Here is a 26,670-nt window from a genome sequence, read left to right on the forward strand (position 1 = left end):
CGGGTTAGTCCGTCCCCACGGGGGCCCGGGGGGTAGGCCCTTCCAGGGCCACCCCTTCCCCCACCACCTTAAGCCCCACCCGGTCCCCCGTCCGGTAAGGGGCGGCGGGGCTTTCCTGCACCAAGAGCTCCCGTTCGGGGGCCGAGAGGAGGCGGATCCGGTAGGTGAGGTCGTGCCCCTTGAACTCCCGGGCCACCACCTCCCCCTGGGGGCCTTCCCCGGGAGGCTGAAGCTTCAGGGCCTCGGGGCGGAGGGAGAGGAGGAGGGGCCCGAAGGCGGGCTCGGCCAGGGGTACGGGGCCTAAGCAGGTTTCCGCCCAGCGCCCCTTCCCCTCCCCGGGGAGGAGGTTGGTCCGCCCCAGGAACTGGGCCACAAAGGGGGTTTTGGGCCGGAGGTAGACCTCCTCGGGGGTGCCCACCTGCAGCAGCCTCCCTCCCCGCATGACCCCCAGGCGGTCGGCGAAGGAGAGGGCCTCCTCCTGGTCGTGGGTCACCAGGAGGGCCGTGGTGCCCGCCTCCTTCAGCACCTTGCGCACCTCCTCCCGGGTGGCGGCCCGAAGCCCCGCGTCCAGGCTGGAGAAGGGCTCGTCCAGAAGGACGAGCCTGGGCCCGGGGGCCAGGGCGCGGGCTAGGGCCACCCGCTGCTGCTGTCCTCCGGAGAGCTCCCCCGGCTTCCGGTCCTGGAAAAGGGTCATGCCCACCCTTTCCAGGGCCCTTTTCGCCCGCTCCCAGCGGTCCTCTCCCTTCAGGCCGAAGGCCACATTGCCCAAAGCGGTGAGGTGGGGGAAGAGGGCGTAGTCCTGGAAGACGAAGCCGATGCCGCGCCTTTCCGGGGGCAGGTGGGTGATCTCCCGGCCCTCGAGGAGGACCCGCCCCGCATCCGGGCCCTCCAGCCCGGCGATGACCCGGAGGAGCGTGGTCTTCCCGCACCCCGAGGGCCCGAGGAGGGCCAGGATCTCCCCGGGATAGACCTCGAGGTTGATTCCCTGGAGCACCTCGTGCTTCCCGAAGCGCTTGCGGACCCCCTGGAGTTCTAGAAGCGGCGCTCGCTCCAAAGCAACACCCCCACGAAGGCCGCCGAGAGGAGGGCGATGAGGAGGGCGAAGGGAGCGGCCTCGGCGAACATGGCTTCCTGAGTGTAGCTGAAAACCCGGGTGGCCAGGGTGCTGTAGCCCATGGGGGCGAGGAGGAGGGTGAGGGGGAGCTCCTTGACCGCGCCGATGAAGGCCAAGGCCCCTCCCGCCGCCGCCCCCCGCCAGAGGAGGGGAAGGGTGACCCGGAGGAAGGCTCCGGTGGGGGTTTCCCCCAGGGTGCGGGCTGCCTCCTCCAGCCGCTTCGGCACCTGGTGCAGGGCTCCCCGGATGGGCCCCAGGCTTTCCGCCAGGAAGTGGAAGGCCAGGACCACAAGGAGGAGGGGCAGGCTGCCGTAGAGGAAGGGGAGGCCCTTCAGGCTGAAAAAGACCCAGGCCAGGCCAAAGGCCAGGGGCGGCACGGCGTAGCCCAGGTAGGCAAGGCGTTCCAGGAGGCGGGCGGGGAAGGAGGGGTAGCGCACCGCCAGGTAGGCGATGGGCAGGGCCATGCCCACCGCCAGCGCCGAGGCGGGGCCCGCCGCCAGGGCCGAGTGGAGGAGGGCCTCGAGGAGCCCCTGGAGGTTTTCCCGGGGGAAGCGGCTTGCCAGGTGGAAGAGGGCGTAAAGGGGCAGGACAAGGGCCAGGAGCACGGGCAGGAGGGCGAGGAGGTAGGCCCAAGGGGCCAGGCGGCCCAGGCGCACCAGGCGGGCCCGCCGCCCCGAGCCCTTGCCCGTGCGGGCCAGGGACAGGCGGCGCAGGAGGAGGGCCTCGAGGAGGAGGAGCCCTCCGGTGAGGAGGAGGAGGAAGAGGGCGAGCCAGGCGGCGTAGACCCGGTCAAAGGCAGCGCTGTACTGGAGGTAGATGGCGTAGGAGAAGGTCTCGTAGCGGAGGAGGCTCACGGTGCCAAAGTCCCCCAGGACGTGGAGGCCCACCACCAGGTAGCCCCCGAGGAGGGCGGGGAGGAGCTGGGGGAGGGTGGCCCGGAGGAAGGCCCGGAGGGGCCCCAGGCCCAGGGTGCGGGCGGCCTCCTCCAGGGAGGGGTCCAGGCCGAGGAAGGCCGCCCGGAGGGGCAGGAAGAGGTAGGGGTAGGTGAGGAAGGAGAGGACCAATAGGGCCCCCCCGTACCCCTCGAGGCGGGGCAGGGGCAGAACCCCTCCGGGCCCGGTGGCCGCCAGGAGGACGTAGGCCCCCACGTAGCCGGGGAGGGCGAGAGGGAGGGCGAGGAGGGTGGCGAGGAGGCGCTTGCCCTTGAGGTCCGTGCGGGTGGTGAGGAAGGCCAGGGGAAAGGCCAGGCAGGTGGTGAGGAGGAGGACCCCGAGGAGAAGGGCCAGGGTGTTCCCCAAAAGCTCCAGGTTCTTGGGCCTGAGGAGGATCTCCTTTAGAGCCTGGGGCTCGGCCTCCAAGGCCCGGAGGACCAGGTAGAGGAGGGGCAGGGCCACCCCACCCCCCGTGAGGACGGCGGGGAGGAGGAAGGGCAGAAGCCCAGGGAGGTGGGGCAGCCTCAGGGTCACAGGATGCCGAGCTCGCGAAGGAGCCTCAGGGCCTGGTCCAAGGGGAGCTTCTCAAAGTCCAGCCTGGGACTCTTGGCCAGGGCCTCCTCGAGGGGCAGGAGGTTGGGGTCCGTCACCACCCCCTTCACCAGGGGGTACTCCCCGATGTTGCCCACAAAGTACTGCTGGGCCTTGGGGGAGAGGAGGTAGGTGAGGAAGCGCGTGGCCGCGGCGAGGTTCTTGCCCGTCCGCAGGAGGCCCGCCCCCGTCACCAGGGCCAGGTTGCCCACATCCCCCTCCTTGAAGTGGTGCAGGCCCAGGGCGTACCCCGCCCGGCGGAAGCGCACCACGTAGTAGTGGTTGGTGGAGCCCAGGTCCACCTCGCCCGCCCGGATGGCGTCCAGCATGGCGGGGTTGGAGGCGTAGGCCTTGGGGGCGAGGGCCTTCATCTCCTGAAGCCATTCCCGGGCCTTGGCTTCCCCGTGGAGGGCGATGATCCCGGCCACCATGTCCTGGAAGCTGGAGTAGGTGGGGGTCCAGCCCACCCGCCCTACAAGTCCCCTCTCCCGGGCGAAGCGGGGAAGGTCCAGGAGGCTTTGGGGGAGCTCCTCGGGCTTGAACTTCTGGGGGTTGTAGGCCAGGACCCGGAGGCGCAGGGTCACCGGTACCCAGGACCTGGAGGCGGGCACAAAGGCCTGGGGCAGCTTGAGGAGGCTCTCCCCGAGGGGCCTGAGAAGGCCCCGGGCCGAGGCCTGTCCCAGGGCTCCGGCGGTGTTGGCCCAGAACACGTCCGCAGGGGAGCGGCTCCCCTCTTCCTGCAAGGCGGCGAGGATCTGGGCGTCCGTGCCGTAGCGGACCTGGACGCGGATGCCCGTGTCCCGTTCAAACTGCCGCGCCAAGGGCTCCACCAGGCTTTGGCCGCGGCCGGAGTAGAGGGTAAGGGTCGGTTGCTGGGCCAGGCCCAGGCCTAGGGCTGCCGTGCCGATCAGGATGAGGACCTTTCTTCGCCGCATGGGGACCTCCTTGTGGGGCTTTTGGGCCCCTCCGCCCGGGTACTCTACCCCGGCCGGGCAGAAAAATCAAGTATTCCGGTCGGATTTGCTAAGTTTAGAAGCGAGAATCACTTGCAACCAGGGGAAGACCCCGGTGAGGTCGGCCGGGGGAGGGAGGGGGCTTCCGGTGTAGACCAGGGGCACGGGGTTTCGGGTGTGCCGGGGGTGCCAGGGCTCCTCAGCGTTGCCGTGGTCGGAGGTGAGGCAAAGCTCCCCGCCCTCGGCCAGGAACCCCCGGAGAAACCCCGTAAGCTCGGTGAAGCGCTCGGGCAGGGTTCCGGGCTGACGGTGGGCAGCCAGGTCCAGGGCCCAGTACTCCAGGACCACCAGGTGGAAGCGCCGGGCGAGGTCCGCCGCCCTGGCCCCGGCCCCATAGGGGTCTTCCCAGAAACCGGGGGGCAGGGCCAGGGGGTGGCCTTGGGGGAGGAGGGGGAGGCCGGAAAGCCGGGCGGCCTGGGCGAAGGCGGAGAGGAAAAGCCGTCTTTCGCGGGTGGCCTGCTCCAGGTACTCGTGGCGGTAAGCGTTGGCGTGGAGGACGGAAAGCCCCTGCCTTCGGGCCCAGGCGTAGAGGCTTCTCGCCAATAACGGCCTCAGGCTGGGGCTTGGGAAGGGGCCTTGGTGGCGGCCGAGAAGCCTTGCGGCGTTTTCCCCGGTGAGGAGGGCCGTCTGGCCGGTGCCCGACTGGGGCAGGCCCTCTACCCCCAAGGTGGCGTCCACGGGCTGGGGGTGGAGCTCCAGGAGGAAGGGGAAGAGGTCCTCCAGCGCTCCCCCCAGCCCCAGGCCGTCCACGAAGAGGAAGAGCACCCCTCCATCTTAGGCCGGGACATCTGTCATAGATAGTGTCAGCTAACCTTAGCTTAGGAGGTGAGAGGTTATGGGAAGCTACAACCCTCTGGTCTTCGTCCTGGGCCTGGTCACGGCGGCAGGGGTTTCGGGGGTGGCCTACCTCTTGGCCCTGGCTCGAGGCGCGGAGGAGCGCGCCCTGGGCCAGCGCTACGGCCCTCTCTTCTTCGCCCTCGGGGTCTTTGCCCTAGGCGGTGTGGCCCAGCTCTACTGGACCCAGTGGGCGGGCCGCCCGATGCCCCAGTACACCGAGCTTTTCGGGGTAGCCACGGGGCTTTTCGCCTTCATGATGGTGATGGCGGGCTTTTACCTCTACCGGGGCCTGGGGCTTGAGGCCCTGGCCTGGCCGGCGGCCTTCCTCGGGCTTTTCCTCCTCCAGGGGGCGCGGGCGGCTTGGGACTTTGGCCTCACCCGCAACCCGGCGCTCACCGCCCTCATGTGGGCCACGGCGGGGCTCGCGAGCCTGGGAATCCTGCCCTTCGCCTTTAGCCGCCCCGAGGGGAGGAGGGTCTGGGCTTACCTGGGGGCCCTGGTCCTGGCCCTAATGGCCCTCGCGGCTTTCCTCACGGGCTTTCTTGCCTACTATGGGCACATCGCCGAGGCGGTGAGGCGCTGAGGGGGGCTTCCGAGGGTTGAGGGCTTGGGGAGGATGGGGTAGGCTTCGGGAAGAGAAGGGAGGATCGGCCTTGGCCCGAGAGGTCGCTACCTTGGCAGGCGGCTGTTTCTGGTGCACGGAGGCGGCCTTCAAGCTCCTCAAAGGGGTGTTGGAGGTGGTGCCGGGCTACGCCGGGGGGCACGTGCCCCACCCCACCTACGAGGCGGTGTGCACCGGGACCACGGGCCACCGGGAGGCGGTCCAGGTGGTCTTTGACCCCGAGATTCTCCCGTATGCCGACCTCCTCCGCTACTTCTTCGCCGTCCACGACCCCACCAGCGAGGACCGGCAGGGGCCCGACGTGGGGCCCCAATATAGCCCGGCCATCTTCTACCACTCAGAGGCGCAGAGGCAGGTGGCGGAGGCGGTGATGCGGGAGCTCGCCCCCCTCTACCCGAGGCCCATCGCCACCAAGCTCCTGCCCTTCACCACCTTCTACCCCGCCGAGGACTACCACCGGGACTACTGCGCCCGCCACCCCGAGCCCCCCTACTGCCGCCTCGTCATCGCCCCCAAGCTGGAGAAGGCGAGGAAAGCCTTCACCTTTCTCCTCAAGGGCCCCTAGAGCCTGCCCTTAAGGGCCTCGGGGAAGTGGGGCCCCTTTTCGGCGATGAGCCCCCGGGCCTTCTCTACCCGCTTCCAGGCGTTCCAGCGGCCAGCTCCTGGCCGATGAACCCTCCGCCGATCACGGCGAAGCGCTGTCCCCTTTCCGCCAGGCCCCGGAGGCGGCGGTAGTCCTCCAGGGTGCGGAAGTAGACCACCCCCTCCCCCAGGGGAAGCCGCCTGGGCCGGGCCCCGGTGGCGAGGAGGAGCCGCTCGTAGCGGTAGCGGGTGCCCCTTTCGTCCTCCACCTCCTTGAGGACCGGATCCAGGCGCACCACCCTCCGCCCTAGGTGGAGGTCCACCCCCTCGAGGGTGCGGAAGATGGTCTCCAGGGGCTTCCCTTGCCAGAGCCCCTTGGAGAGGGGCGGACGGTTGTAGGGAGGGTACCTGCTCCGCGCTGAGGAGGCCAATGGCCCCCTTGGGGTCCACCTGGCAGCCGCTCCCGCCATTCCCCCGCCCACGATCAGGTACCTGTACGCGTGCATGGCCTCCTCCTTTGTCTGGCCAAGGCCTCAGAGGGTTTGGCCTCCTCCCCAAGGATCTCCAGGAGGGCCGTGGCGTTGTTGTACCGCGTCTCCTTAGCCCCGAAGAGGAGGGTGACCGTCCCCGCCTTTCCCAGGGTCCTAAGCCTTTCCAGATGGGGGTTTCCCCGAAGCTCCTCCCGGTAGCGGCGGAGGAACTCCGGGTACTTCCCGGGGTCGTGGCCGAACCAGCGCCTGAGGCCGTCCGAGGGGGCGAGCTCCTTCGCCCACCAGTCCACCCGCGCCTTTTCCTGGGAAAGCCCCCGGGGCCAAAGCCGGTCCAAAAGGACCCGGAGGCCGTCCTCGGGGGAGGGAGGGTCGTAGACCCGCTTGACCCGGAAGGGCATATCCCACCCCTTCAAAGCCAGTCCGCCTCCGGCAGGACGCACTCCGGGCACTGAGCCTCCACGAACCGGAGCCAGTCCAGAATCTCCTCCGCGTCCCGGACGGGGCCCAGGTGGTAGACCTCGAGGAAGGCGTCCGCCACCAGGGCACCCCCTTCGGGAAGGGCGGGGAGGAGGACCCCTTCCGGGTCCAGAAGGAGGGGGAGGGGGCTGGGCCTTGGCCCCTGGGCCAGGAGGTAGGCCTGGGCCCCCAGGGCCTCGAGCTCCGCCGCCCTCGCCGAAAGAGCTCGGGCCAGGGCCTCGTCCTTGAGGAGGACGAGGGGCCTCCCCTTGAGGTCCGGAAGGTAGACCTTACCCCCCTCCGGGGTTTTGAGGGGGTAGGGGGGGAGGGGCTTGCGCAGGCGGACCACGCCTTACCCTAGGCCGCTTGTCGCCCCGGCGTCAACGGGCAGCCTTACCTTCTCCACCTTGCGGAACCCAACTCAGGAGATGCTAATATGGCTGTATGCGCACCACCCTGGACCTGCCGGACCCTCTGTACCGGCGGCTGAAGCTCCAGGCCGCCAGGGAGGGCAAGACCCTCCGGGAGCTGGTGATCCGCTACCTGGAGGAGGGGCTGAGGCGGGGAGGCTCTCCGGGGCCTCGGCCCCTGCCGCGGGTCCCCGAGGCCGGGCGGCGCATCCCCGTTCGCACCCACGAGGAGCTTTGGGCCCTTCTGGAGGAAGAGGGTGGACCTGCTGGACCTTAACGTCTGGTTCGCCCTCTTGGTGCCCGAGCACCCCTTCCACCCCCGGGCCCGGGCTTACTGGGAGGAGGCTTCCGATCCCTTCCTGGTCCGGGTCACGGCCTTGGGCCTCCTCCGCCTCCTGACGAACGCCAAGGCCATGGGCGGCAGGCCCTTGGGGGTGAGGGAGGCCTGGGAGGTCTATTGGGAGCTGCGCTTGAGCTCGAGGGTTCCTCTTTTGGAAGAGCCCGAGGGCCTGGACGAGGCCCTGGCCGACCTGGTCCGCGGAGGGCTTTCTCCCCGCCTCTGGACGGACGCCTACCTGGCGGCCTTCGCCCTGGCGGGGGGCCACCGCTTGGTGACCTTGGACCAGGACTTTCGGCGCTTTCCCGGGCTCGAGGTCCTTCGCCTTTCCCCTTGACCCCGGTCATGGACCGCGCCCGGCCTGGTGGTGGAGGCAAGGCAGGAGGTTCCCCTCCTGCCCAAGGTGGCCTTCGCCCTGATTCGCCTCGCTTCCCTTCTCGGGGCGCTCTTCACCGGCCTGCACCTGGGCTTGGCCCCCTGGGCCCCAGCGAGGCTTTCGGAAAAGGCCCGCCGCCTACTGGGATGGGTCTAGCGGCCCGTGCTCCGAAAAGGCCCCTCCCGGGGGCTGGGGCGGGGTATGGAGGCCCACCTCCACCCGTAGCCGCACCCTGCCTTCCGGGGGAACCCAGACGGTCAGGGTAAGGGAGCCTTGGCCCGTGAGGAGGTGAAGCCCCTCTGCCAGGGGCCTCGAGTCCACCAGGGCCTCGCCCCATACCTCCACCAAAAGGGTCCACCGGGTGTTGGCCACGAGACGGACCGCATGAGGGCCAGCCCCCAGCTCCAGGACCGAAGCGGCCTCTCCTCTGGCTCCCTCTGGGCGCAGGTAGGCCACCGGGGGGATGCGGATGCTCACCGTGTTGCCCAGGGGGCTCTGGGCGGAGGCCCAAGGGCTTATCAGAAGGAAAACGCCTAGGATCCACGCCCACATGCTCCCCACCTCCTTAGTGGCCAGGAGCGCGTTCGGGGAGCGGGCGCGAGGGTTGAGGAAAAGGACAAGCCCATGCGTCCGGCCGGTTGCGCCACTGGCTCCCCGTGTCCCTTGGCGCCCATCTTGGGATTCACGGTTCCTCGCCTCCGAACGCCCTAAAAACCTTAGGGCCAGGCTGGGCGCCTGGCCGGCAGAGGGGAAAAAAGATCAAACCCTAGCTGCCCTCGGCCGGTTGCGCCACTGGCTCCACCTGCCCCAGGCGCCCAGATTGCAGGGCAAGCTTCCTCGCCTCCGAGGTGCCTTTAGGGGGCTAGCGCCCCCTAGTCTTAGGGTACTCCCGGAGCCGCTCTTTGGGAAGGGGTCTCCCACCCCACCGCGGCGGGGCCCATCCTTCGGGGCCTAGGCCAGCACCGCGACCCCCCGGGCCTTGGCCTGGTACATGCGGGTGTCGGCGGCGGAGAGGAGCTCGTCCGCCGTTTTCCCATCCTCGGGGAAGGTGGCGAGGCCGATGTTGACCCCGAGGCAGAGGCCGTCAAAGCAGAGTTTCCCGATGGCCTCGGCGTAGCGGAAGGCGGCCTTTATAGCCCCTTCCTTCCCGGTGTGGGGAAAGAGGGCGGCGAACTCGTCCCCGCCCCAGCGGAAAATCTTGTCCCCGTTCCGCCTTTCCCCCAGGAGGGCCTCGGCCACCCTCCTTAAGGCGAGGTCCCCCACGGCGTGGCCCAGTCGGTCGTTCAGCTTCTTGAAGCCCGTAAGGTCCAAAACGGCCAGGGAAAGAGGGTAGCCGTAGCGCTCGGCCCGCTTCAGCTCCTCCAGGAAGGTCTGCTCAAAGGCCCTCCGGTTGGGGAGGCCCGTGAGGGGGTCGGTGAGGGCGGCCTCCTCCAGGAGCTTGCGGGTCTGGCTTTCGTGGAGCAGGGTGGCGAGAGGGGCGGCGAAGAAGCGGGCCGCGCGCAGGGAATCCTCGCCGAAGGCCCGGGGGTCGTGGAGGTTGTCCAGGTTCAGGTAGGCCAGGACCTGGCCCTTATGGGGAATGGGGAGGCAGAGGTTGGCCTGGATCTCCGTGGCCCTTCCCGCGGTGTCTATGACCTCGGGGGGGGCGGTCTCGTGGCTGATCTCGGCGATGGGGCGCTCCGTGGCGCTCAGGACCCGGGGCTCGCCCCTCAGGGCCTCCTCCTTGCCCTGGCCGTACCAGAGGAGCTGGGCCTCGAGGCCGAAGGTCACCCCCTTGAGGCCCTCCAGGTCGTACCCCACCGCCGCCCGGAACCGGTAGACGCCCTCCTCCAGCACGAGGAGGCTCCCCGCCTCCGCCCCGGGCACATACCGAACGGCCACCTCCAAGACCTCCGGGTAAAGCGCCTCCAGAGGCTTTTCCAAAAGGTCCAGGAAGAGGCGGTTCACCGCTTGGTGCCGGGCTCTTTCTGTAAGGCGCTCCAGCCCCAGGCTCAGGGTGCGGCAGGCAGAAAGGAGGAGGTCCACCTCCGCCCTGCGCCAAGGGCGCGCTTCCCGCTGGCCCAGGACCAGCACCCTGCGGCTTCTCGGGGCGCCTTGGGAGGGGACGGGCAGGGCGGCGAGGGTACGCCAGTCCAGGGCCTGGAGGGCGGGAACCCCCTGGCTTTCCTCGGGGTAGCGGGCGGTGAAGAGCGGGCTTCCCGTCTCGTAGACCCGCCAGGCGAGGCCCACCCCAAAGGGCAGGCCCTCCGCCAGCACTTGAAGGAGGCTTGCTTCCCGCACGCCGTGGGAGGCGAGGGCCTGCATCCGCGCTCCCCGGGCTTCCCAGAGGGTCCCCGACTCCAGGCCCAAGGAGGTTACGAGAAGGGCGAGGGCTCCCTCCGCCGCCTCCTCCAGGGTATCGGCCCTCGCCAACCCTTCGGCAAGCTCGGCCAGGATCCTGCGCTCCTTGAGGTCCGCCAGGCGGGAAAGCTGGAGGCTGACGGCCTGGGCGAAGCGGGTGAGGCCCTCCACCTCCTCAGGGAGGAAGGGCTTTTGGCGCTCCAGGTTCAGCACCGCCACCGCCTCGCCCCGCTCAAAGAGGGGCAGGGCGAGCTCGGAAAGCGCCTCCTGACCGAGGGGGGCGATGTAGCTCGGCTCCTTGCGCACGTCGGGGATGTGGACGGGCCGCCCCTCCCGGAAGGCCCGGCCCACCACCCCGGTTCCCGGAATCCAGTCCAGGCCCATGGGGGGTTGGCTGGCAAGCCGACGAAAACCGCTCCCCTGGGGCACCCAGACCCCCACGTGCCCGCTTTCCCCTAGGGCAACGAGGCGCTCCGGAAGGCTTTTTAGAAGGGCCTCCCGGTCCTCCGCCTGGGGGAGGGCCTCGAGGGCCGAGGCCAGGAGCCTCTCTAGTCGGGCCAGGCTTTTGGCCCGGCGGTGGGCCCTCCGCAGGCCTTCCCCCACCTGGTGGGCGAGGAGGGCCGAGAGGAGGAGGAGGGCCAGGGCTACCCCGCTGAACTGGGGAAAGAGGGCTAGGGCGCTTGCGGAGAGGGCGCTGGCCAGAAGCCCCCAGGGGAGGCCGTGCACGCTGGCCACCACCGCCACCGCGATCATGAACCAGGGGAGGATGTAGGGGTCGGCGTAGCCCAGGAACCCTAGGAGAAGCCCCACGAGAAAGGAGGCCAGGGCGACGACCGTATAGACCAGGGCCATGTTTGGCCCATGCTAACCCAGGCTTTTCCCGGCGGCTAGGGGGTAGGGGCCAGGGCCAGGTAGGCGAGGGCCCTTTCCGCGGCCCTCCTCCCGGAGCCCACCACCTCGGGGAGGCCCACCCCCGTCAGGTAGTTTCCCGCCAGAAAGAGGCCCGGGGCCTTGAGGAGAGCCATCTCCAGGCGCCCTACCCGCTCCAGGTGGCCCACGCGGTAGCTCGGCATCCCCTCGGGAAAGCGGAAGACGTAGGTGTAGCTGGGGCGCACCTCGAGGCCCAGGAAGCGCCTCAGGTCCTCCAGGGCCAGGCGGGCGAGCGCCGCCTCGGAAAGCCGCGCTTCCTCTCCCGAGAGGTAGGCCCGGACCAGGCTAACGCCCTCCGGGGCCCGGTGGGGCCACTTCCGGTGGGTCCAGGTGAAGCCTCGGACCCGGTACCCCTCGCCCGCCGCGACGAGGAGGCCGTGGCCCTCCAGGGGGAGCTCCTCGGGGAAGGCCAGGCTCACCGTGGCGGCCGGGGCGTGGGGGATGCCCTTGAGGAGGGCGGTGGCCTCGGGGAGGAAGGGCCTTAGGAGGCCCGCCGCCTGGGGGGCCGGGGTGGCCAGGACCACGGCCTCGGCCTCGAGGGTCCCCTTGGGGGTGTGGAGGCGGTAGCGCCCCCTTTGGGGCTCCAGGAAAAGGAGCGGGGTGGCGAGGAGGACCCTCTCCCCCAGGGCCTCCGCCATCCTCTGGGTGAGGGCGGAAAGCCCTTCGGGGAAGGAGAAGAAGAGGCTGCCTCCCTCGCGGCTTCCCCGCTTCCTCCTCTCCCGCATGGCCCCGAGGAGGAGGCTCCGGTGGGTTTGCTCCAGGGCCCAGAGCTGGGGAAAGGCCGCCCGCATGGAGAGCACGTCGGGCTCCCCGCCGTAGATCCCCCCGGCCAGGGGGGCCACCAGGGCGTTATAGACCTCAGGGCCAAGCCGCCTTTCCACAAACTCCCTTAAGGGCTCGTCCTCCTTGCTCCCCCGGGGGAGGAGGAGGTCCAGAAGGGCCCGGAGCTTCCCGGGGAAGGAGAGGAGGGGGGTTTTGGCCAGGGCGCGGAGGTCCCCCGGCACCAGCTGGAGGAGGCCCTCGGGGAGGGGGTGGGCCTTCCCCTTGCGCAGGATGAAGGCGGAGGGCTTTTGGGGCAGGGTGCCTATGGGCTCGAGGCCGAAGGCCTGGGCGAGCTCCAGCACCTCCTTTTTGTAGCGCACGCTGGCGTCAGGGCCGCCCTCCACCAGGAAGCCCCCCTGCCGCAGGGTGCGCACCTTGCCCCCGAGGCGGAGGGTGGCCTCCAGGAGGAGGAAGTCCGCCCCCGCCTCCTTCAGGGCCAAGGCGGCGGAAAGCCCCGCCCACCCCCCACCCACCACGGCTACCTGAGCCACGCCGCCTCCACCAGGTCCTTAAGGACCTGGATGTAGTCCAGATCGGCGTTCAGTCCCCGGGCCCGAAGAAGCCTCAGGCCCACCCGTTCTGCGGTGGCCTGGGCCTCGAGGTCCAGGTCGTAGTAGACCTCGAGGTGGTCGGCGGGGAAGCCCACCGCCTGGACCACCGCCTCCTCAAACCCCTCCTCCTTGAGCTTCCCCAAAAGCTCGTTGATGTCGGGGCCGAGCCAGGGCTCCGGGGTGCGCCCGGCCGACTGGTAGGCCACGTGGTAGCGAGGGAGGGAGAGCTTTTTGGCGATGAGCTCGGCCGTCCTCTCCACCTGCCTTGGGTAGGGGTCCCCCCTTTCCACGGCGGAGAGGGGGATGGAGTGGGCGGTGAAGACGTAGGCGGCCCGCTTGGGATCCCTGAGCCGCCAGATGGCCTCCTCCAGCCTCCTGGCGTAGGCGGCGATGAGGCCGGGATGGGCCTCGTAGCTCTCCACCCAGAGGAACGCTATGGGCTCGGGAAGGGCCTTCAGGGCCGCCTCCACCTTCTCCTGGTACTCGGCCACGCTCCTTAAGGAGTAGTGGGGGGCGGCCACCAGGGCCACGGCCCGCCGCACCCCGTCCTCGTGCATCGCCGCCACCGCCTCCCCGATGGAGGGGTGCCAGTGCTTGGTGCCCACGTAGACCCGCGCCGGGCCTTGGGGGGTGCGGGGGGGGTGGGGGCCCTGGAGGCGCTTGGGGTAGGCGGGGGCCTCGAGGTTCAAAAGGGCCTGGAGCCGGATGGCCTGGGCCAGGGTGATCTCGTTCAGGGGGCTTTTGCCGATGGCCTCGTAGCGCTCGGAAAGCTCCTTAAGGAGTTCCTCCGGGGGCCGCTTACCCCGGCGGATATCCGTGTAGTAGGGCTCTATCTCCTCCGGGGCGTAGGGGGTGCCGTAGGCCATCAAAAGGACGTTCATGCGGAAACCTCCTTCACGAGTTCTACCACGTAGGCCACGTTCTCCGCCGGGGTGCCGGGCAGGATGCCGTGGCCCAGGTTGAAGATGTGCCCAGGGCGGCCGGCGTTTTCCTGGAGGATCCTCAGGACCTCCCGCCGGATCACCTCTTTGGGGGCGAGGAGGACCGCGGGGTCCAGGTTCCCCTGGACCGGGGTCTTCCCCAGCACCTCCCGGGCCCAGGGGAGGGGGGTATGGTGGTCCAGGCCCAGGACATCCCCCCCCGCCCCCTGCATCTCCTGGAGGAACCCCATGGTCCCCACCCCGAAGTGGATCACCGGCACCCCAAGCGGCTTAAGGGCCCGGAAGAGCCCCTCCATGTGGGGCCTCACGTAGCGGCGGTAGTCCGCAGGGGAGAGGGCCCCCACCCAGGAGTCAAAGACCTGGAGGAGGTCGGCCCCCGCCTCCGCCTGGGCCCTCAGGTAGCGGGCCATGGCCTCGGCGAGCCTGGCCATGAGGCGGTGCCAGAGGGCCTCCTCGCGGTACATGAAGGCCTTCACCGTGAGGAAGCGGCGGCTCGGGCCCCCCTCCACCAGGTAGCTCGCCAGGGTGAAGGGGGCCCCGGCGAAGCCGATGAGGGGCACCCTAAGCTCCCGCTTCAGGATCCTTATGGCCTCCAGGACGAAGGGGACGGCCTCCTCGGGCACGAGGGGCCTTAGGGCCTCCACGCCCTTTTCGTCCCGGATGGGCTCGTGGATGACGGGGCCCTTCCCCTCCACCAGGGAGAGGCTTACCCCCATGCCGTAGAGGGGGGTGGTGATGTCGGCGAAGAGGATGGCCGCGTCCACGCCGAGCTCCCGCACGGGCAGGAGGGTGACCTCGGCGCAGACCTCCGGGTTTTCCACGATCTCGGGGAGGGTGTAGCGCTTGCGGATCTCCTGGTAGGCCTTCTGGTAGCGGCCTGCCTGGCGCATGAACCAGACGGGGGGCCTGGGGGTGGGCTCGCCCCGGGCGGCCCTTAGGAGGAGGTCGTTCACGCCCCCCATGGTAGCATGGGGCATGCGCGCCCTTTTCCTCGCCCTCTCCTTGGCCCTTGCCCCCCTCGCCCTGGCCCAGGAGGACCCCGCGGTGGCCCAGGTGGGGGCCGAGACCCTCCGCAAAAGCCAGTTTGAGCTCCGCTTCGGCCTTTTCGCCAAAAGCGCCCTGCGGCAGCTCGGCCTGCCCGACTCGGAGGAGACCCGGGCCCTTCTCGCCCAGTACCGCGCCCCCTACCTAGAGGCCCTGGCGGAGGAGCGGGCGCTTTTGCAGGTGGCGAGGCGGCAGGGGTTCTGGCCCCTGCCCGACCGCGTGCAGGCCCGGGTGGAGGAGCTCAAGGGGGCCATGGGCGAGGAGGCCCTGGAAGCGGCCCTGAAGGAGGCGGGGGTGCCGGACCTCGAGACCTATCGGCTTCTCCTCGCCGAGGCCTTGGCCCTCGAGGCCCTGGAGGGCCACTACCGAAAGCAGCTGAGGGTCGCTCCCGCCGCCCTTAAGGCCCTCTGGCTCCTCTCCCCCGAGTACCGCCACGGGGCCCTCTACTGCGCCCGGCACGTGCTCCTGCCCACCCTGGAGGAGGCCAAGGAGGCCATGGGCCGCCTAGGGAGGGGAGAGGCCTTCCCCGAGGTGGCCCAGGCCCTCTCCCAGGACCCGGGCTCCCGGGAAGCGGGCGGGGCGCTGGGGTGCGCCCCGGAGGGCACCTACACCCCTGCCTTTGAGCGGGCCCTTCTCGCCCTCAAGCCCGGGGAGGTTTCCCCGCCCGTAAAGACCGAATACGGCTTCCACCTCATCCTCTTGGAGCGGGTGCTGCCTCCCGGCCGCTACCCCCTGGAGGAGGTGGCGGAAGACCTCGAGGCCCGGGTGAAGGACCAGGCCTGGGAGCGGCTCGCAAAGAGCCTAATCCGCCGCATTCCCATCCAGCTCTTCCCCGAGCGGCTATAGGGTGAGGAGGAGGGCCTCGTCCCCCTTGGGCCTCTTGGCCAGGAGGAGGGTCTCCCCGGGGGCGTAGATCCCGCTTTGGCCCTCAAAAGGGAGGCCCAGGATCGCCCCGTTCAGCATGGGGTTCAGGAGGAGCCGCAGGTTTTCCCGGCCCGAAAGCCGCTCCCTGGCCGCAGCCAGCCACACCTCCCCTTCCTTCCGCCTGGGGTCTTGGGGCCAGGGCCTTTCCCAGGGGGCGGGGTTGGCGGAGGGCTGGAGGAGGACCTCGGCTCCCAGGGCGTCCAGCCGGGCGAGGTATTTTTCGTGGAATCCGTCCAGGCAGATAAGGATCCCTACCCGTCCCCCCCGGGTCTCCACCAGGTGGGGGCCGAAGCTTCCCCTCTTGAGCCAGCGCTCGGGAGGGGTAAGCTCCATCTTCGGCACCTGGGCCAGAAGGCGGCCCTCGGGGTTAAAGAAGAGGGCCAGGTTCTGGAAGCGGGGCGTACGGGCAAACCTTCCCCGGGCTAACTCCTCCTCGTAGGGAGGGGAGAGGAGGGTGCCCGAAAGGAGGTAGGCGCCAAAGGCCCTCGCGGCCTCGGCCATCACCCGGTGGAAGACCCCGTAGGCCCGCCTCGCCCGCCGCCAGGGGAGGAGGGGGTCTTTGAGGAGGTCCTTCCAGCGAAACTCCCCCTCGAGGTGGAGGAGGAGGGGAAGGCCAAAGAGCTCGGGGAAGGCGGCAAGCCTGGGGGAGGGGGTGCCCTGAAGGGGGGCGAGGAGGGAGAAGACCCGCTCCCGGAAGGCCGCCTCCGTGCGGTAGGCCTGAAGGACCGCCTCTGCCTGCACGGCGAGGAGCGTGCGGAAGGGCACGCTCCCAGTCTACAGGCTTTGAAGGATGATGTAGACGCCCATCCCTACCAGGAAGAGGGCGAACCCCCGCTTTAGGGTCTCGTGGGGGAGCCGCACCGCTATCCTTCCCCCAAAAAAGCTCCCCAGGGTGCCCACCAGGATGAAGAGGCCGGCGTTGGCCCAGTTCACGGAAAGGCCCAAGGCGGGGAGGAGGTGGAGGTACTTGTAGAAGCCGGCGAAGGACTTAAGGGCGATGATGACCAGACTCGTCCCCACCGCCAGGTGCATGGGCAGGCCCCCCAGGAGGACCAGGGCGGGCACGATGAGGAACCCGCCCCCCACCCCTACGAAGCCGGTGAGGGCCCCCACGGCCAGACCGTCCAGGACGATCTTCCAGGGCTTCCGCTTCCCACCCTCTGTGCGCTTCAGGACAGGAGGCCTGGCCATGGAGTAGGCGGCCACCAGCATCACCCCGGCGAAGACCAGGAGCTGGACCTGCCCGGAGACGAGGTGCGAAAGCCAGGCCCCAAGGTAAGTGCCCGCCATGCCCGGAAGGCCGAAGAAGAGGACGTTCCGGAAGTCCACAAGACCCCTTAGGGCAAAGGGGATGGCGCCCAAAAGCGCGATCCCCCCCACGATGAGGAGGCTTTCGGCGATGGCCTGCTTGGGGGGTTCGCCCAGAAGGTAGACCAAGACGGGCACGGTGAGGATAGACCCCCCCGAGCCCAAAAGCCCTAGGGAGAGTCCAATGAGCAACGCGCCGATAAGGGCTAGGGTCATCGCTCCACCGGGAGGCCTGCTCCCATCCAGGCGTAGGTGCCGCCCTCGAGGTTGTAGATCCTGTCCCCGGGGAAGCCCTGTTGCACCAAAAAGTCGGCGGCCACCCCGGAGCGGTTTCCCGAGTTGCACACCAGGAGGATGGGCCGGTCCTGGGGAAGCTCGGAAAGCCTCTGGGGCAAGGTGGAGAGGGGGATGTTCACCGCGCCCGGCACGTGGCCCTCCCCGTACTCCCACGCCTCCCGCACGTCCACCACAAAGGCCTCCTGCAAAAGCCGTGCCGCCTCGTGGGGTCCTACCTCCTTAAAGGGCGTGGCGGTGTAGCCCACCTCCACGGGGGTGGTGTCCACGGGAAGCCCGGCCCGGTACCAGCGCACGATCCCGCCCTCCAGGTTCAAAACGTTTGAGTACCCCTGCCCCGCGAGCCACGCCGCCGCCTGCCACGAGCGGTTCCCCGTGCGGCAGTAGAGGACCACGGGGGTGTCCTTGGGGATCTCCCCGTGGCGGGCCATGAACTCCGAAAGGGGGAGGAGCCTCGCCCCCGGGATCCTGGCCTGGGCGTACTCCTCCACCTCCCGCACGTCAACGAAGGGCACTCCTTGGTCGTAGAGCTTTTTGGCCTCTTCCGGGCTTAGGTCTTTGACCTGGGTCTCGTACATGGCTGGCCTCCTTCCTACGTCTTAGGCCTCCACCAACTCCTCGCCCTTCACCACCGGGAAGCCTGCCTCCTGCCAGGCCCTTATCCCCCCGGTGAGGTTAATGGCGTTCCGGAAGCCTTGGGCGAGGAGAGCGCTGATGGCGGTGCTGGAGCGGTCGCCCCCCAAGCAGTGGACGATGAGGGGGCGGTCCTTGGGAAGCTTGTCCAGGTGGGCCAGGACGCGGCCTGCGTGGAGGTTCAGGGCCCCGGGGATGTGCCCGGCCAGGTACTCGTCCCGCCCCCGGACGTCCAGGATGCGGGCCTCTCCCTTCTCCCAGAGGGTCTTGGCCTCCCGGGCCGTGATCTGGGGGACGGTTTCCAGCTCGCCCTCCGCGTACCCCTCGAGGCCCGGGATGTACCCCACCACCTGGTCCAGCCCGATGCGGAGGAGGGCCCGGGTGAGGTTTTCCACCTGGCTCGGGTGGGCGAGGAGGACGAGGGGGCGGTCATAGGGCAGAAGCCAGCCTGCCCAAGTGGAGAAGTTCTTCCCCGCGGGGATGTTGATGCTCCCTTGGAGGTGGCCTCCGGCGAAGGCGAACTTGTCCCGAGTGTCCACCAGGATGGCCCCTTCCGTGAGCCAGCGCTCAAACTGGCTCTTGGTGAGGCGGCCCGGGTGAGGGATGCCTCCTAGGATGGGCATCCCGTCCCGGTTCAGCCGCTTCATCTCCTTGAAGTAGGTGGGGGCCTCGGGCTGACCCTGAAGGAGGGCTCGCACGAAGCCCTCCTCGTCGTTCCGCTCCAGGTACTCGGCCCACCAGGCGTGGCGGCGCTCGTAGCCCACGGTGGTGGCGGGAAGGGCCCCAAGGGCCTTGCCGCAGGCCGAGCCCGCCCCATGGCCGGGCCAGACTTGGACATGGTCCGGCAGGGTGAGGAACTTCTCCTTAAGGCTCTTAAACATCCGCCTTGCCCCCGGGACCGCCGTGCCCCGGATCCCCGCCGCCTCCTCCAGGAGGTCGGGCCGCCCCACATCCCCCACGAAGACGAAGTCCCCGGTAAGGAAGAGGAGGGGCTCCTCGGTCACCGCCCCGTCCGCCACCAAGAAGGAGAGGTGCTCCGGGGTGTGGCCCGGAGTGTGCACCGCCTTCACCCGGATGTTCCCTACCCGGAACTCGTCCCCGTCCTTAAGGAGGACGTAGGAGAAGCCCTCGAGGCCCTTGTACTTCCAGGTTTCATCCCCCTCGTCGGAGAGGTAGAGGGTAGCCCCTGTGGCCCTGGCCAGTTCCCGGGCCCCCGAGAGGTAGTCGGCGTGGATGTGGGTTTCGGCCACGGCGGTGATGCGGAGGCCCAGGCTCTGGGCGAGCTCCAGGTAGACGTCCACGTCCCGCCTGGGGTCCACCACCAAGGCCTCCCCGGTGGCGGCGCAGCCCAGGAGGTAGCTCATCTGCGCGAGGCCTTCCTCGTAAATCTGACGGAAGATCATGCCTTCACCTCCGGCAAGGGACCTCTGTCCCTCGGGGGCCAGTATACCCATGGGGGGTAATGGTGTCAAGGTGGGGGAACGTGAAAGAGCGCTCTATCCCCGTACGCCTTTGTCTGGTATAGTGAAAGCCTGGAGGTACCCCTACCGGGGTATTCCGGAGGTGAGCATGGCGCTTTTAGGACCGAAGGAGCAAGAGATCGTGCGGGAACGGCTTGCCGACCTCAGCCGGGACGTGGAGATGGTGCTCTTTACCGACTCCTCCACCCTCATCGCCCCGGGCAAGGAGCCCTGCCTGTACTGCAAGGAGACGAAGCAGCTTCTGGAGGAGCTCGTGGGCCTCTCCGAAAAGCTCCACCTGGTGGTCCACGACCTGGCCACCCCGGAAGGAAAGGAGAAGGCCCAGGCGTATAAGGTGGAGGCTGCCCCCACCCTGATCCTCCGGGAGAAGGGTTCGGAGGCCATCAACCTCCGCTACCGGGGGATCCCGGCGGGGTACGAGTTCGCAAGCCTCCTGGAGGACATTGAGATGCTGGGCCGCGACGGCCACGGCCTGCCAGAAAACGTGGTTCAGGAGCTCAACAGTCTCCCGGAAGAGGTGGTCCTCCAGGTCTTTGTCACCCCCACCTGCCCCTACTGCCCGCAGGCGGTGCGCACGGCCCACCGCCTGGCCTACGCTTCCCCTAAGGTGTGGGGCGAGATGATTGAGGCCAACGAGTTCCCTGCCCTTTCTGACCGCTACCACATCCACGGCGTGCCCGACACCGTCATCAACCACGGCAAGGAGCGTATTCTTGGGGCGCAGCCCCTCTCCCAGTTCCTCCAAGCCATCCAAAGGGCTGTGGGGGTGAGGGCCTAGGATGACCCGCCGCGCCCTCCTTGGCCTTCTCGCCCTTCCCTTAGTCCTCGCCGCCTGTGGGCCTAAGGGAAGCTACCAGAACGTGGACCCAGGGGAGCTTTACCGGGCCCTGGAGTCCGGAGCCTGGGTGGTGGACGTGCGCACCCCCCAGGAGTTCGCCCAGGGCCACGTCCCGGGCGCGGTGAACCTGCCCCTTCAGGAGATCGCCGCCTGGGCCGACAGGCTTCCCAAGGACAAGCCCGTGTACCTCTACTGCCACAGCGGCAACCGGAGCCGCCAGGCGGCGGAGTTTCTCAAGAAGAAGGGGTACACCAACCTTTACAACGTGGTGGGGGGTGTCCTGGCCATAGAGCGGGCCGGTTACCCCCTGGTGCGGTAGATGGACGCCTTGCAGGTGGGCCCCCTTGCCATCCCCTGGGTCCGCCTCCAGGTGGCCCTGGCCCTTTTGGTCCTCTGGGGAGCGGCGGAGGTTCTGGCGAGGAGGACGGACCGGAGGCTTGCTAGCTGGGGCCAGAACGCTGTATGGGTAGGCCTTCTTGGGGCGCGGCTTGGCTTTGTGCTGGAAAACGCCTCGGTTTACGCCAAGGACCCCCTCTCGGTCCTCTACGTCTGGCAGGGGGGGTTTGACCCCTGGTGGGGTATCTTGGCAGGGGGAGGCTACACGCTCATGACCTTGCCCAAGCACCTATGGCGGTACGCCCTTCTGGCCGGGGCGGCGGCCCTTTTGGCCGCAGGCCTCCTTATGGGCCGGAGGGGAACGGAAGGAGAAAGGCTTCCCAACCTCGTCCTCCCCGCCCTGGGGGGGGCGGAGGTACGGCTTGGGGACTTCCAGGGGAAGCCCTTGATCCTCAACGCCTGGGCCACCTGGTGCCCGCCCTGCAGGCGGGAGCTCCCCATGATGGCGCGCCTCGCCCGGGAGAACCCGGACGTCCACTTCGTCTTCGTGAGCCAGGGGGAAGGTCCCCTGGCGGTGCGAAACTTCTTGGAGGCGGAGGGCATAGAGGCCCAGTGGGTCCTCCTGGACCCCGAGACCAAGCTCTCCCAGGCCCTGGGGGTGCAGGGCCTCCCCACCACCTTCTTCTTTGACCGGGAAGGCCGCTTGGTGGCCCGGCACCTAGGAGAGCTTTCCGAGGCCCTCCTGCTCGGCTACCTCCGGGCTTTGCGCTAGCCCACGGAGATCACGGTCTCCTTGCCCGCCGCCACCGTCTTCAGGTGCACGGGTCGGCCCCAGAGGCGCCGCAGGTTCTCCAGGACGGCCCGCGTCTTCCTCAGGTCCAGCTCCACCCCTTCATAGAGATGTTGCAGATAGAGCTCGCCCCGGTTGGCGTGGTTGGCGTCCAAAAGCTCCACGATGGGGTAGCCCAGGTTGGTCAGGCGGAAGAGCAGGGCCTGCTTGGCCTCGGCGAAGCGGGGCAAGTCCTCAGGGGCGAGGAGGCGCTGGCGCAGGGCGAACTCGGGGGTGAGGAATTCCTCCAGGAAGGAGATGTCGGTGTGCACGGTACGCACCTGGAAAAGTTTCCTCCTCCCTTCTCCCGCAGGCCTTTCGTAGCGAAGCCTTTCCCCTAAGGGCAGGGCCTCGTACTCGGGGCCGAAGCGGCCTTTATCCCACCGCTCCTCCACCTCCTGGAGGAGGAAGTACCCCAGGCGGTAGGGATTGAAGCCATGGGCGGCGAGGAGGCCCGACTGGAGCTCGGCGAACTCCAGGGCCTCCTCGGGGTTGAGGAGGGGCAGGAGGAGCTTCGTGTGCCAGTAGGTGGCCCAGCCCTCGTTGAGGATCTTGGTGGCTGCCTGCGGGGCGTAGTAGAGGCTCTCCTCCCGGATGATTTCCAGGATGCCCTTCTGCCAGGGGGCCAGGGGGGCGTGCCAGGCCAGGAAGCCCAGGATGTCCCGCGTGGGCTTGGGGGGGAGGGGCCTTGGGCTTGCCCCCTCCTCCGCCTCCTTGGGGGGCTCGGGCGGGGGGTTCACGTAGGGGTCCAGGTAGGGGCGGACAGGGAGGCGCCCTTTGGGCCTCTCCTCCTCCCCCTCCTCCGGCCTCTGGATGTAGGGGGCGTGGGGGTCTATCAGGTTCTCCAGGGAGAGGGCCATGTCCAAAAACTCCTCCACGCTCCTCGCCCCGTGCCGCTCCATGGCCTTTTCCACGTAGGCGGCGTGGTGGGCCATCTCCGAGAGCATGTCCTTGGGGGTGGGCCGGAAGGCCAGGTTGTTCTGGAAGAAGTCGGCGTGGGCGTAGACGTGGGCCATGACGAGCTTTTGGGCGAGGAGGGTGTTGCCCTTGAGGAGGTAGGCGTGCACCGGGCGGGTGTTGACCACGAGCTCGTAGATGCGCCCGAGGCCGTAACGGTACACCTCCCGCTGGCGCAAATACTCGCTCCCCCAGCGCCAGTGGGGGTAGCGGCGGGGAAAGCCCCCGTAGGCCGCCAGCATGGCCATCTCCTCCGGCCCCACTTCCTCAAAGAGCACGGGGGGGAAGGTAAGCCCCTCCGCCAAGGCCCTTTCCTGAAGGCGCTCGGCCCAGTAGCGTAACTCCTTACGCACCTCACCCTCCCAGAAGCCGCCTCAGGGCCAGGGGCAGGTCCTCCCGGCCCCGCACCTCCACCGCCCTAAGCCCTTCCCGCTCCCCGAAGGCCTCCTCCACCTCCAGGAGGAAGCGCCCCTGGCCGTAGGGCCCCTGGACCTGGGCGTAGCCGTAGAGGGCGAGGCCTGGGAGGAGGCGGCCCAGGGCCTCGAGGGCCAAAGGTGTGTCCCCCTGCCAGTTCTCCCCGTCGGAGAAGTGGTAGAGGTAGCGGTTGTAGAAGGCCTCGGGGTAAGCCTTAAGGATCTCCTCCGCCAGGAGGAGGGCGCTGGAGAGCCGGGTTCCGCCCCCCTCCCGGGCCCTGAAGAACTCCTCCTCCGGGACCTCCCAGGCTTCGGCGTCGTGGAGGAGGTAGCGCCTTTCCAGCCTGGGGAAGTGGCGCCGGATCCAGAGGGTGATCCAGAAGGAGAGGGTCTTGACCAGCCCGAGCTCCTCCTCCCGCATGCTCCCGGAGACGTCCAGGGCGAAGAGGACCACCGCCTGAGCGTGGGGCCTAGGCCGGGTCTTCGGGGCCTTGTAGCGCAGGTCCTCCCGCTCGGGAACGAGCCTCGGGTCCTCCTCCCGGTAGTGGCCGGAAAGGAGGCTCCGCTTGAGGCTCTCCTTGAGGGTGCGGCGCACGTGTCGGAGGCCTCGGGGGCCCTTCCTGGCGATGGTGGTGTAGCGGAGGGCCTCCTCCGTCACCTCTCCTTCGCCCTTGGGCCGGAGGTGGGGAAGCCTCAGGGCCTCCCCCACCAGGTCCAAGAACTCCTCCAGCTCCAGCTCGGCCACGGGGATGTGCCCCCCCGGGCCCAGGCCCTCCGACCCCGGCCCTGCCCCCAAGGGGCCTTCCCCCAGGGGCTCGCCGTAGACGATCTTGGGCACCTCCAGCTGGGGGAGGGGAATGGAGACGAGGCGCCCCTCGAGCTGGCCCAGAAGCTCCTCCCGGGTCAGGAACTCCCGGGCCCGTTTCTTCACCTCGCCTCGGACGATCTCCTTAAAGCGCTGGAGATCGCGCTCAATGGGCCTCATTTCTCGCTCCGGGCGAAGATGGAGGCGGCGAACTCCAAGACGCCGCTGGCACAGTGCTCGCAGTAGCCGTAGTCCCGGATGAGCCTGGCCTTGACCACGTCAATCTTGGCCTGGGTCTCGGGGTCCACGGCCCCGGAGACCAGGGCGGAGAGCCTTATGGTGTCCTTCTGGTCCTCAAAGAGCTTGAGCTCCAGGGCCCGGCGCAGGCGGTCGTTGTCCCGGTAGGTGAACTGCCTGCCCTCCAGGGCCAAAGCCCCGATGTAGTTCATGATCTCCCGGCGGAAGTCGTCCTTGCGGGACTCGGGGATTTCTATCCGCTCCTCAATGGAGCGCATGAGCCGCTCGTTGGGGGGCTCGGGAGCCCCAGTGTAGGGGTTCTTCACCTTCTCCCCCAGGACATAGGCCTTCACGTGGTCTATGTAGTTGTGGAAGAGGCGGTGTAGGGCCTCCTCGTCGGCGGCGATGGCCCGCTGCACCTCGTTCTTGACGATCTCGGCGTACTCCGCCTTCACCTCCTGGAGGAGGGCCCGGTAGCGCTCCCGGGTCTTCTCGTCGGAGATGAGGGAGTGGTGCTTGAGGCCTTCCTCCAGCTCGTTCATCACCATGAAGGGGTTGATGCAGGGCTCCTCGCTGGTGACGAGGACGTTACTGATCTTGTCCTGAATGTACCGGGGGCTGATGCCCTCGAGGCCCTCCCGCTTGGCCTCCCCCATGAGCTCCCGCACCGCCTCCTCCGTCCAGCCCGGCAGAAGCCTGCCGTCGTAGAGCTTGAGCTTCTGCATGAGGGTGAGGCCGGCCCGCTTGGGGGGCTCCAGCCGGGTGAGCACAGCCCAGGTGGCGGCCATCTCCAGGGTGTGGGGGGCGATGTGCTTGCCCCGCACCCGGGCGAAGTCGCGCCGGTAGATCCTCACCTCGTCGGAGACCCTAAGGATGTAGGGAACGTCAATCTTGATGGTGCGGTCCCGGAGGGCTTCCATGTACTCGTTGGCCTGGAGCTTGCGGTACTCGGGTTCGTTGGTGTTGTGGCAGACGATGCTCCCCACGCCGCAGACGAAGTTGTGGAGGCCCTCGCAGGCGATGTCGTAGACCCATTCGCCCCCGGCGGGGCGGCGGAAGAGGCGGGGGGTGGGCCGCTTGTGCCGGCCTCCCGGCTTGCCCTCCCCGGAACCATAGCGGATCCGGTAGGCGGGGGCTTTTCCGGGCCTGGGGTAGAAATGGACGCTGTAGTCGTGCCCCAGGAGGCTCAGGAGCACCCCCACCTGGGCGGCCAGCATGGGGGAAAGGGTCTTGAACTCCCCGTACGGCCGCCGGTAGGCCTCGGAGCCCTTTTGTTGCCCTTTTCGCCGGGACCCATCGGCCTTAAGGAGTTCTTCCCAAGCGTGTTCCAGGTAGGGGCGAGGCAGGGCGAAGAGAAAGTCGGGGAGGCGTTTTTGCGCTGCCCCCTTGCCGCAGTGGTGCTCGGCCAAGACCCGGATAACCTCGGCTCCCAGGTAAAGCCGCCAGGCGGAGTCTCGCTCGGAACCGGAGTGGATGTGGCCCTTGGCGTCGGAGATCCGCTCGTAGGCGGCCTTGACCCGCTCCAGCTCCTCCCGGTTGGCCGAGGAGAGGACGATGCCCCCCTTAAGGGCGCTTTCGTGCCCTTCGGTGGCGTACCAGATGAGGACGGTGAGGAGGGCTTTCAGGTCCTCCTCGTCCTGGGGCAGGTGGTAGCGGGCCTTCAGGGCGGTGGCGTGGCGGGGAAGGGCCAGCCGGGCATACCCTGGGGGGATGGGACGGGTGAACCGGCGGGCGGCGAGGGCCAGGGCGGGCTCCTCCTCCACGGCCAAGCCCGGTACACCTTCCGCCACGTCCACCATCCGGGGCGGAGGGACGAGAGGGGTGGGCAGGTGCCTTAGGCCCAGCATCTCCCGCCCCTCCTCGGGGTAGAAGACCCGCCCTTCCCGGTCGTAGAGCGAGTGGTTGGGGGTGGTTTCCACTACCCCCCACTTCTGGGCCGAGGTGAGGAGTTCTCCAGAGAAGGGGTGGCGGTAGAGGCCTAAGACCCTGGTCCAGCGGACCTCCTTGCCTTCGGTGTCGTAGGCCAGCACCTCCAGACCCTCAGGGCCCTCGCCAAAGCGCCCGTAAAGCCCCTCCAGCGTGGTCCAGCCGAGCCTCCCCCGGTGCCGGTAAAGGATGGGGGTCCACCCGGCCACGCTGTGGCCTAGGATGATCTCGTCTATGTCCGTCTGGGCGAACTTCTTGGACTTGATCTTGTGCTCTTGGCTCGCGGTGAGGAGGTCGTAAAGGAAGGCCACGTCCAGCTTGAGGATCTCAATGAACTCCACCAGGCCCCGGTTGGCGATGTTGAGCTCCCCGTCAAAGTTAAAGGCCCGAGGGTCGGAGTCGGAGCCGTAGATGGCCACTTTGCGGTAGTTGATGTCCCCGGTGAGCTCGGTGGAGTCCTGGTTCTTCTCGTCCTTGGGCTGGAAGGTGCCGAGGCCCACGCGGTCCTTCTCCGAGAGCACGAGGCGCCTGACCCCGATCTCCTTTTCCAAGACCGCCGCCAGGTCCCCTCCGTGGCGGCTCAGGGCCTCGCGCATCATGAAGCGGCAGACGGGGCAGAGGTCCCCCTCCACCTCGAGGGGGTAGGGGTATTCGGGGTGGAGGGCCTTCAACTCCTTCAGGAAGGCCTCCCGGATCCCTTGGGGGAGGAGGTGCAGGGGCTCCTCGTGCATGGGGCAGGGGAGGGGGCCCTCCTCCGTTTTCCAGTAGAAGGTGTAAAGCTTCCCCTCCTCGGTGCGGCTGTAGGCCTCGAGGCCCTTCTTGAGGAGCCTCGCGATGGTGCTCTTGGCCGAGCCCACGGGCCCGTGGAGGAGGAGGATGCGGCGCTCGGGGCCTAGGCGGTGGGCCGCTGCCTTTAAGGTGGCCACCAGGCGCATGAGGGGCTTGTCCAGGCCGTAGACCGCGTCCTTACCCCCCTCAAAGGGGTCGTCAAAGAAGGGGTAGTGCAGGAGCTTCTCCCGAAAGAGGGTGTACTCCTCCACCCCATGGGCCAGGATCATGTCGTGGGCCCGCTGAAAGCTGGTCCTTAGGGGCCTCGGGTCCTCCTTGAGGAGGCGCAGGTAGTCGGCGAAGGAACCCTCCCAGCTCAAGGCCCGGTAGGCTTCCAGGTCTTGGCGCTGGCGGATAAACTCCAGCTCGCTCATGGATGCCCTCCCTTCATAGTCCCTTGGATAGGCTTTGGGCCATTTTACCACGGGGTTCGGGGAGAATGTGGCCTGCCTTTCCCTGCCTTGGCCCAAGC

Annotated in this window: 28 protein-coding genes and 2 riboswitches; of the genes, 9 read left to right on the forward strand and 19 right to left on the reverse strand. The window is 68.7% G+C overall.

The window, feature by feature from the left end:
- Positions 1-4: 4 nt before the first annotated feature.
- The 4 genes from H531_RS0106785 to H531_RS0106800 all read right to left on the reverse strand — a co-directional run bounded on the left by H531_RS0106785 (position 5) and on the right by H531_RS0106800 (position 4,415).
- Positions 5-1,054 carry an ABC transporter ATP-binding protein gene (locus tag H531_RS0106785; RefSeq protein WP_022798605.1) on the reverse strand — a complete coding sequence of 350 codons (1,050 nt, stop codon included), beginning with the start codon at positions 1,052-1,054 and terminating at the stop codon, positions 5-7.
- Positions 1,033-2,580, reverse strand: a complete 1,548-nt coding sequence (locus H531_RS0106790) for an ABC transporter permease (RefSeq protein WP_022798606.1) — start codon at positions 2,578-2,580, stop codon at positions 1,033-1,035. The genes H531_RS0106785 and H531_RS0106790 overlap by 22 nt, the downstream gene beginning before the upstream one ends.
- Positions 2,577-3,572 carry an iron ABC transporter substrate-binding protein gene (locus H531_RS0106795; RefSeq protein WP_022798607.1) on the reverse strand — a complete coding sequence of 332 codons (996 nt, stop codon included), beginning with the start codon at positions 3,570-3,572 and terminating at the stop codon, positions 2,577-2,579. The genes H531_RS0106790 and H531_RS0106795 overlap by 4 nt, the downstream gene beginning before the upstream one ends.
- A gap of 66 nt (positions 3,573-3,638) precedes the next feature.
- Positions 3,639-4,415 carry a metalloenzyme domain-containing protein gene (locus tag H531_RS0106800; RefSeq protein ID WP_022798608.1) on the reverse strand — a complete coding sequence of 259 codons (777 nt, stop codon included), beginning with the start codon at positions 4,413-4,415 and terminating at the stop codon, positions 3,639-3,641.
- A gap of 70 nt (positions 4,416-4,485) precedes the next feature.
- On the opposite strand from H531_RS0106800, the gene H531_RS0106805 reads away from it, so the two are divergent.
- Together H531_RS0106805 and msrA are read left to right on the forward strand one after the other, a co-directional pair.
- A complete protein-coding gene (locus H531_RS0106805; protein WP_022798609.1) occupies positions 4,486-5,070 on the forward strand; it encodes a DUF981 domain-containing protein in 585 nt (194 codons plus the stop codon).
- Positions 5,071-5,140: 70 nt separating this feature from the next.
- A complete protein-coding gene (gene msrA / locus H531_RS0106810) occupies positions 5,141-5,674 on the forward strand; it encodes a peptide-methionine (S)-S-oxide reductase MsrA (protein ID WP_022798610.1) in 534 nt (177 codons plus the stop codon).
- A gap of 64 nt (positions 5,675-5,738) precedes the next feature.
- Here msrA and H531_RS0106815 read toward each other — a convergent pair whose 3' ends face one another.
- Genes H531_RS0106815 through H531_RS0106825 form a run of 3 tightly spaced genes read right to left on the reverse strand, consistent with a single transcriptional unit; the run spans position 5,739 to position 6,987 of the window.
- Complete coding sequence (locus H531_RS0106815; protein ID WP_033399293.1) at positions 5,739-6,197, reverse strand: FAD-dependent oxidoreductase; 459 nt, start codon at positions 6,195-6,197, stop codon at positions 5,739-5,741.
- Complete coding sequence (locus tag H531_RS12895; RefSeq protein WP_022798612.1) at positions 6,176-6,580, reverse strand: DUF488 domain-containing protein; 405 nt, start codon at positions 6,578-6,580, stop codon at positions 6,176-6,178. The genes H531_RS0106815 and H531_RS12895 overlap by 22 nt, the downstream gene beginning before the upstream one ends.
- Positions 6,581-6,591: 11 nt before the next feature.
- Positions 6,592-6,987: a hypothetical protein gene (locus H531_RS0106825; protein WP_022798613.1), complete on the reverse strand. Its 396-nt coding sequence runs from the start codon at positions 6,985-6,987 to the stop codon at positions 6,592-6,594.
- Between the two features lie 95 nt (positions 6,988-7,082).
- On the opposite strand from H531_RS0106825, the gene H531_RS0106830 reads away from it, so the two are divergent.
- The 3 genes from H531_RS0106830 to H531_RS14465 are packed head-to-tail and all read left to right on the forward strand — an operon-like array spanning position 7,083 to position 7,917.
- Positions 7,083-7,325, forward strand: coding sequence for a hypothetical protein (locus H531_RS0106830; RefSeq protein WP_022798614.1), 243 nt, complete (start codon positions 7,083-7,085; stop codon positions 7,323-7,325).
- Positions 7,306-7,722: a TA system VapC family ribonuclease toxin gene (locus tag H531_RS0106835; RefSeq protein ID WP_022798615.1), complete on the forward strand. Its 417-nt coding sequence runs from the start codon at positions 7,306-7,308 to the stop codon at positions 7,720-7,722. Before H531_RS0106830 ends, H531_RS0106835 begins: the two co-directional genes overlap by 20 nt.
- Before the next feature lie 27 nt (positions 7,723-7,749).
- Positions 7,750-7,917 carry a hypothetical protein gene (locus tag H531_RS14465; protein ID WP_022798616.1) on the forward strand — a complete coding sequence of 56 codons (168 nt, stop codon included), beginning with the start codon at positions 7,750-7,752 and terminating at the stop codon, positions 7,915-7,917.
- Here the strand turns inward: H531_RS14465 and H531_RS14270 are convergent.
- The 5 genes from H531_RS14270 to hemE form a co-directional block, all read right to left on the reverse strand.
- A complete protein-coding gene (locus H531_RS14270) occupies positions 7,900-8,313 on the reverse strand; it encodes a hypothetical protein (protein ID WP_022798617.1) in 414 nt (137 codons plus the stop codon). The two genes, H531_RS14465 and H531_RS14270, sit on opposite strands and share 18 nt — an antisense overlap.
- A 71-nt stretch (positions 8,314-8,384) precedes the next feature.
- A riboswitch (cyclic di-GMP riboswitch) is annotated at positions 8,385-8,470 on the reverse strand.
- Positions 8,471-8,530: 60 nt separating this feature from the next.
- A riboswitch (cyclic di-GMP riboswitch) is annotated at positions 8,531-8,615 on the reverse strand.
- 97 nt (positions 8,616-8,712) lie between these two features.
- A complete protein-coding gene (locus tag H531_RS0106850) occupies positions 8,713-10,953 on the reverse strand; it encodes a diguanylate cyclase (RefSeq protein WP_022798618.1) in 2,241 nt (746 codons plus the stop codon).
- A gap of 35 nt (positions 10,954-10,988) precedes the next feature.
- Positions 10,989-12,344: a protoporphyrinogen oxidase gene (hemG, locus tag H531_RS0106855; RefSeq protein WP_022798619.1), complete on the reverse strand. Its 1,356-nt coding sequence runs from the start codon at positions 12,342-12,344 to the stop codon at positions 10,989-10,991.
- Positions 12,332-13,285, reverse strand: coding sequence for a ferrochelatase (hemH, locus tag H531_RS0106860; protein ID WP_022798620.1), 954 nt, complete (start codon positions 13,283-13,285; stop codon positions 12,332-12,334). The genes hemG and hemH overlap by 13 nt, the downstream gene beginning before the upstream one ends.
- Entirely contained in the window at positions 13,282-14,307 is a 1,026-nt protein-coding gene (gene hemE / locus H531_RS0106865; protein ID WP_022798621.1) for a uroporphyrinogen decarboxylase, read from the reverse strand. The genes hemH and hemE overlap by 4 nt, the downstream gene beginning before the upstream one ends.
- 13 nt (positions 14,308-14,320) lie before the next feature.
- Between hemE and H531_RS0106870 the strand changes: the two genes are divergently transcribed.
- Positions 14,321-15,235, forward strand: coding sequence for a peptidylprolyl isomerase (locus H531_RS0106870; RefSeq protein ID WP_022798622.1), 915 nt, complete (start codon positions 14,321-14,323; stop codon positions 15,233-15,235).
- Here H531_RS0106870 and H531_RS0106875 read toward each other — a convergent pair.
- From H531_RS0106875 to H531_RS0106890, 4 genes are read right to left on the reverse strand one after another with little or no spacing between them, the layout of a single operon-like run.
- Entirely contained in the window at positions 15,230-16,078 is an 849-nt protein-coding gene (locus H531_RS0106875) for a nitrilase-related carbon-nitrogen hydrolase (RefSeq protein WP_022798623.1), read from the reverse strand. The two genes, H531_RS0106870 and H531_RS0106875, sit on opposite strands and share 6 nt — an antisense overlap.
- Before the next feature lie 9 nt (positions 16,079-16,087).
- Entirely contained in the window at positions 16,088-16,837 is a 750-nt protein-coding gene (locus H531_RS0106880; protein WP_022798624.1) for a sulfite exporter TauE/SafE family protein, read from the reverse strand.
- Complete coding sequence (locus tag H531_RS0106885; RefSeq protein ID WP_022798625.1) at positions 16,834-17,493, reverse strand: rhodanese-like domain-containing protein; 660 nt, start codon at positions 17,491-17,493, stop codon at positions 16,834-16,836. Before H531_RS0106885 ends, H531_RS0106880 begins: the two co-directional genes overlap by 4 nt.
- A 21-nt stretch (positions 17,494-17,514) precedes the next feature.
- Positions 17,515-18,951 (reverse strand): MBL fold metallo-hydrolase, encoded by a 1,437-nt coding sequence (locus H531_RS0106890; protein ID WP_022798626.1) that lies wholly within the window; start codon positions 18,949-18,951, stop codon positions 17,515-17,517.
- 166 nt (positions 18,952-19,117) lie between these two features.
- Between H531_RS0106890 and pdo the strand changes: the two genes are divergently transcribed.
- From pdo to H531_RS0106905, 3 genes are read left to right on the forward strand one after another with little or no spacing between them, the layout of a single operon-like run.
- Positions 19,118-19,807 (forward strand): protein disulfide oxidoreductase, encoded by a 690-nt coding sequence (pdo, locus tag H531_RS0106895; protein ID WP_028490709.1) that lies wholly within the window; start codon positions 19,118-19,120, stop codon positions 19,805-19,807.
- 1 nt (position 19,808) lies between these two features.
- Positions 19,809-20,186, forward strand: a complete 378-nt coding sequence (locus H531_RS0106900) for a rhodanese-like domain-containing protein (RefSeq protein ID WP_022798628.1) — start codon at positions 19,809-19,811, stop codon at positions 20,184-20,186.
- Entirely contained in the window at positions 20,187-20,975 is a 789-nt protein-coding gene (locus H531_RS0106905; protein ID WP_022798629.1) for a TlpA disulfide reductase family protein, read from the forward strand. It abuts the gene before it with no gap.
- Here H531_RS0106905 and H531_RS0106910 read toward each other — a convergent pair.
- From H531_RS0106910 to H531_RS0106920, 3 genes are read right to left on the reverse strand one after another with little or no spacing between them, the layout of a single operon-like run.
- On the reverse strand, positions 20,972-22,342 hold the full coding sequence (locus H531_RS0106910; RefSeq protein ID WP_022798630.1) for a SpoVR family protein: 1,371 nt from the start codon (positions 22,340-22,342) through the stop codon (positions 20,972-20,974). The two genes, H531_RS0106905 and H531_RS0106910, sit on opposite strands and share 4 nt — an antisense overlap.
- Before the next feature lies 1 nt (position 22,343).
- Positions 22,344-23,387: a DUF444 family protein gene (locus tag H531_RS0106915; protein ID WP_022798631.1), complete on the reverse strand. Its 1,044-nt coding sequence runs from the start codon at positions 23,385-23,387 to the stop codon at positions 22,344-22,346.
- Positions 23,384-26,572 (reverse strand): serine protein kinase, encoded by a 3,189-nt coding sequence (locus H531_RS0106920; RefSeq protein WP_022798632.1) that lies wholly within the window; start codon positions 26,570-26,572, stop codon positions 23,384-23,386. The genes H531_RS0106915 and H531_RS0106920 overlap by 4 nt, the downstream gene beginning before the upstream one ends.
- Positions 26,573-26,670 lie beyond the last annotated feature (98 nt).

Source organism: Thermus islandicus DSM 21543, assembly GCF_000421625.1.
In the GTDB taxonomy this organism is placed as follows: Bacteria; Deinococcota; Deinococci; order Deinococcales; family Thermaceae; genus Thermus; species Thermus islandicus.

What these genes read in the sequence shown, in the direction of transcription:
- H531_RS0106795 (WP_022798607.1), bottom strand. Translation starts at nt 3,572, where the DNA reads ATGCGGCGAAGAAAGGTCCTCATCCTGATCGGCACGGCAGCCCTAGGC.
- H531_RS0106805 (WP_022798609.1), top strand. Translation starts at nt 4,486, where the DNA reads ATGGGAAGCTACAACCCTCTGGTCTTCGTCCTGGGCCTGGTCACGGCG.
- H531_RS0106815 (WP_033399293.1), bottom strand. Translation starts at nt 6,197, where the DNA reads ATGCACGCGTACAGGTACCTGATCGTGGGCGGGGGAATGGCGGGAGCG.
- H531_RS12895 (WP_022798612.1), bottom strand. Translation starts at nt 6,580, where the DNA reads ATGCCCTTCCGGGTCAAGCGGGTCTACGACCCTCCCTCCCCCGAGGAC.
- H531_RS0106830 (WP_022798614.1), top strand. Translation starts at nt 7,083, where the DNA reads ATGCGCACCACCCTGGACCTGCCGGACCCTCTGTACCGGCGGCTGAAG.
- H531_RS14270 (WP_022798617.1), bottom strand. Translation starts at nt 8,313, where the DNA reads ATGTGGGCGTGGATCCTAGGCGTTTTCCTTCTGATAAGCCCTTGGGCC.
- H531_RS0106850 (WP_022798618.1), bottom strand. Translation starts at nt 10,953, where the DNA reads ATGGCCCTGGTCTATACGGTCGTCGCCCTGGCCTCCTTTCTCGTGGGG.
- hemH (WP_022798620.1), bottom strand. Translation starts at nt 13,285, where the DNA reads ATGAACGTCCTTTTGATGGCCTACGGCACCCCCTACGCCCCGGAGGAG.
- hemE (WP_022798621.1), bottom strand. Translation starts at nt 14,307, where the DNA reads ATGGGGGGCGTGAACGACCTCCTCCTAAGGGCCGCCCGGGGCGAGCCC.
- H531_RS0106870 (WP_022798622.1), top strand. Translation starts at nt 14,321, where the DNA reads ATGCGCGCCCTTTTCCTCGCCCTCTCCTTGGCCCTTGCCCCCCTCGCC.
- H531_RS0106880 (WP_022798624.1), bottom strand. Translation starts at nt 16,837, where the DNA reads ATGACCCTAGCCCTTATCGGCGCGTTGCTCATTGGACTCTCCCTAGGG.
- H531_RS0106885 (WP_022798625.1), bottom strand. Translation starts at nt 17,493, where the DNA reads ATGTACGAGACCCAGGTCAAAGACCTAAGCCCGGAAGAGGCCAAAAAG.
- H531_RS0106890 (WP_022798626.1), bottom strand. Translation starts at nt 18,951, where the DNA reads ATGATCTTCCGTCAGATTTACGAGGAAGGCCTCGCGCAGATGAGCTAC.
- pdo (WP_028490709.1), top strand. Translation starts at nt 19,118, where the DNA reads ATGGCGCTTTTAGGACCGAAGGAGCAAGAGATCGTGCGGGAACGGCTT.
- H531_RS0106900 (WP_022798628.1), top strand. Translation starts at nt 19,809, where the DNA reads ATGACCCGCCGCGCCCTCCTTGGCCTTCTCGCCCTTCCCTTAGTCCTC.
- H531_RS0106905 (WP_022798629.1), top strand. Translation starts at nt 20,187, where the DNA reads ATGGACGCCTTGCAGGTGGGCCCCCTTGCCATCCCCTGGGTCCGCCTC.
- H531_RS0106915 (WP_022798631.1), bottom strand. Translation starts at nt 23,387, where the DNA reads ATGAGGCCCATTGAGCGCGATCTCCAGCGCTTTAAGGAGATCGTCCGA.
- H531_RS0106920 (WP_022798632.1), bottom strand. Translation starts at nt 26,572, where the DNA reads ATGAGCGAGCTGGAGTTTATCCGCCAGCGCCAAGACCTGGAAGCCTAC.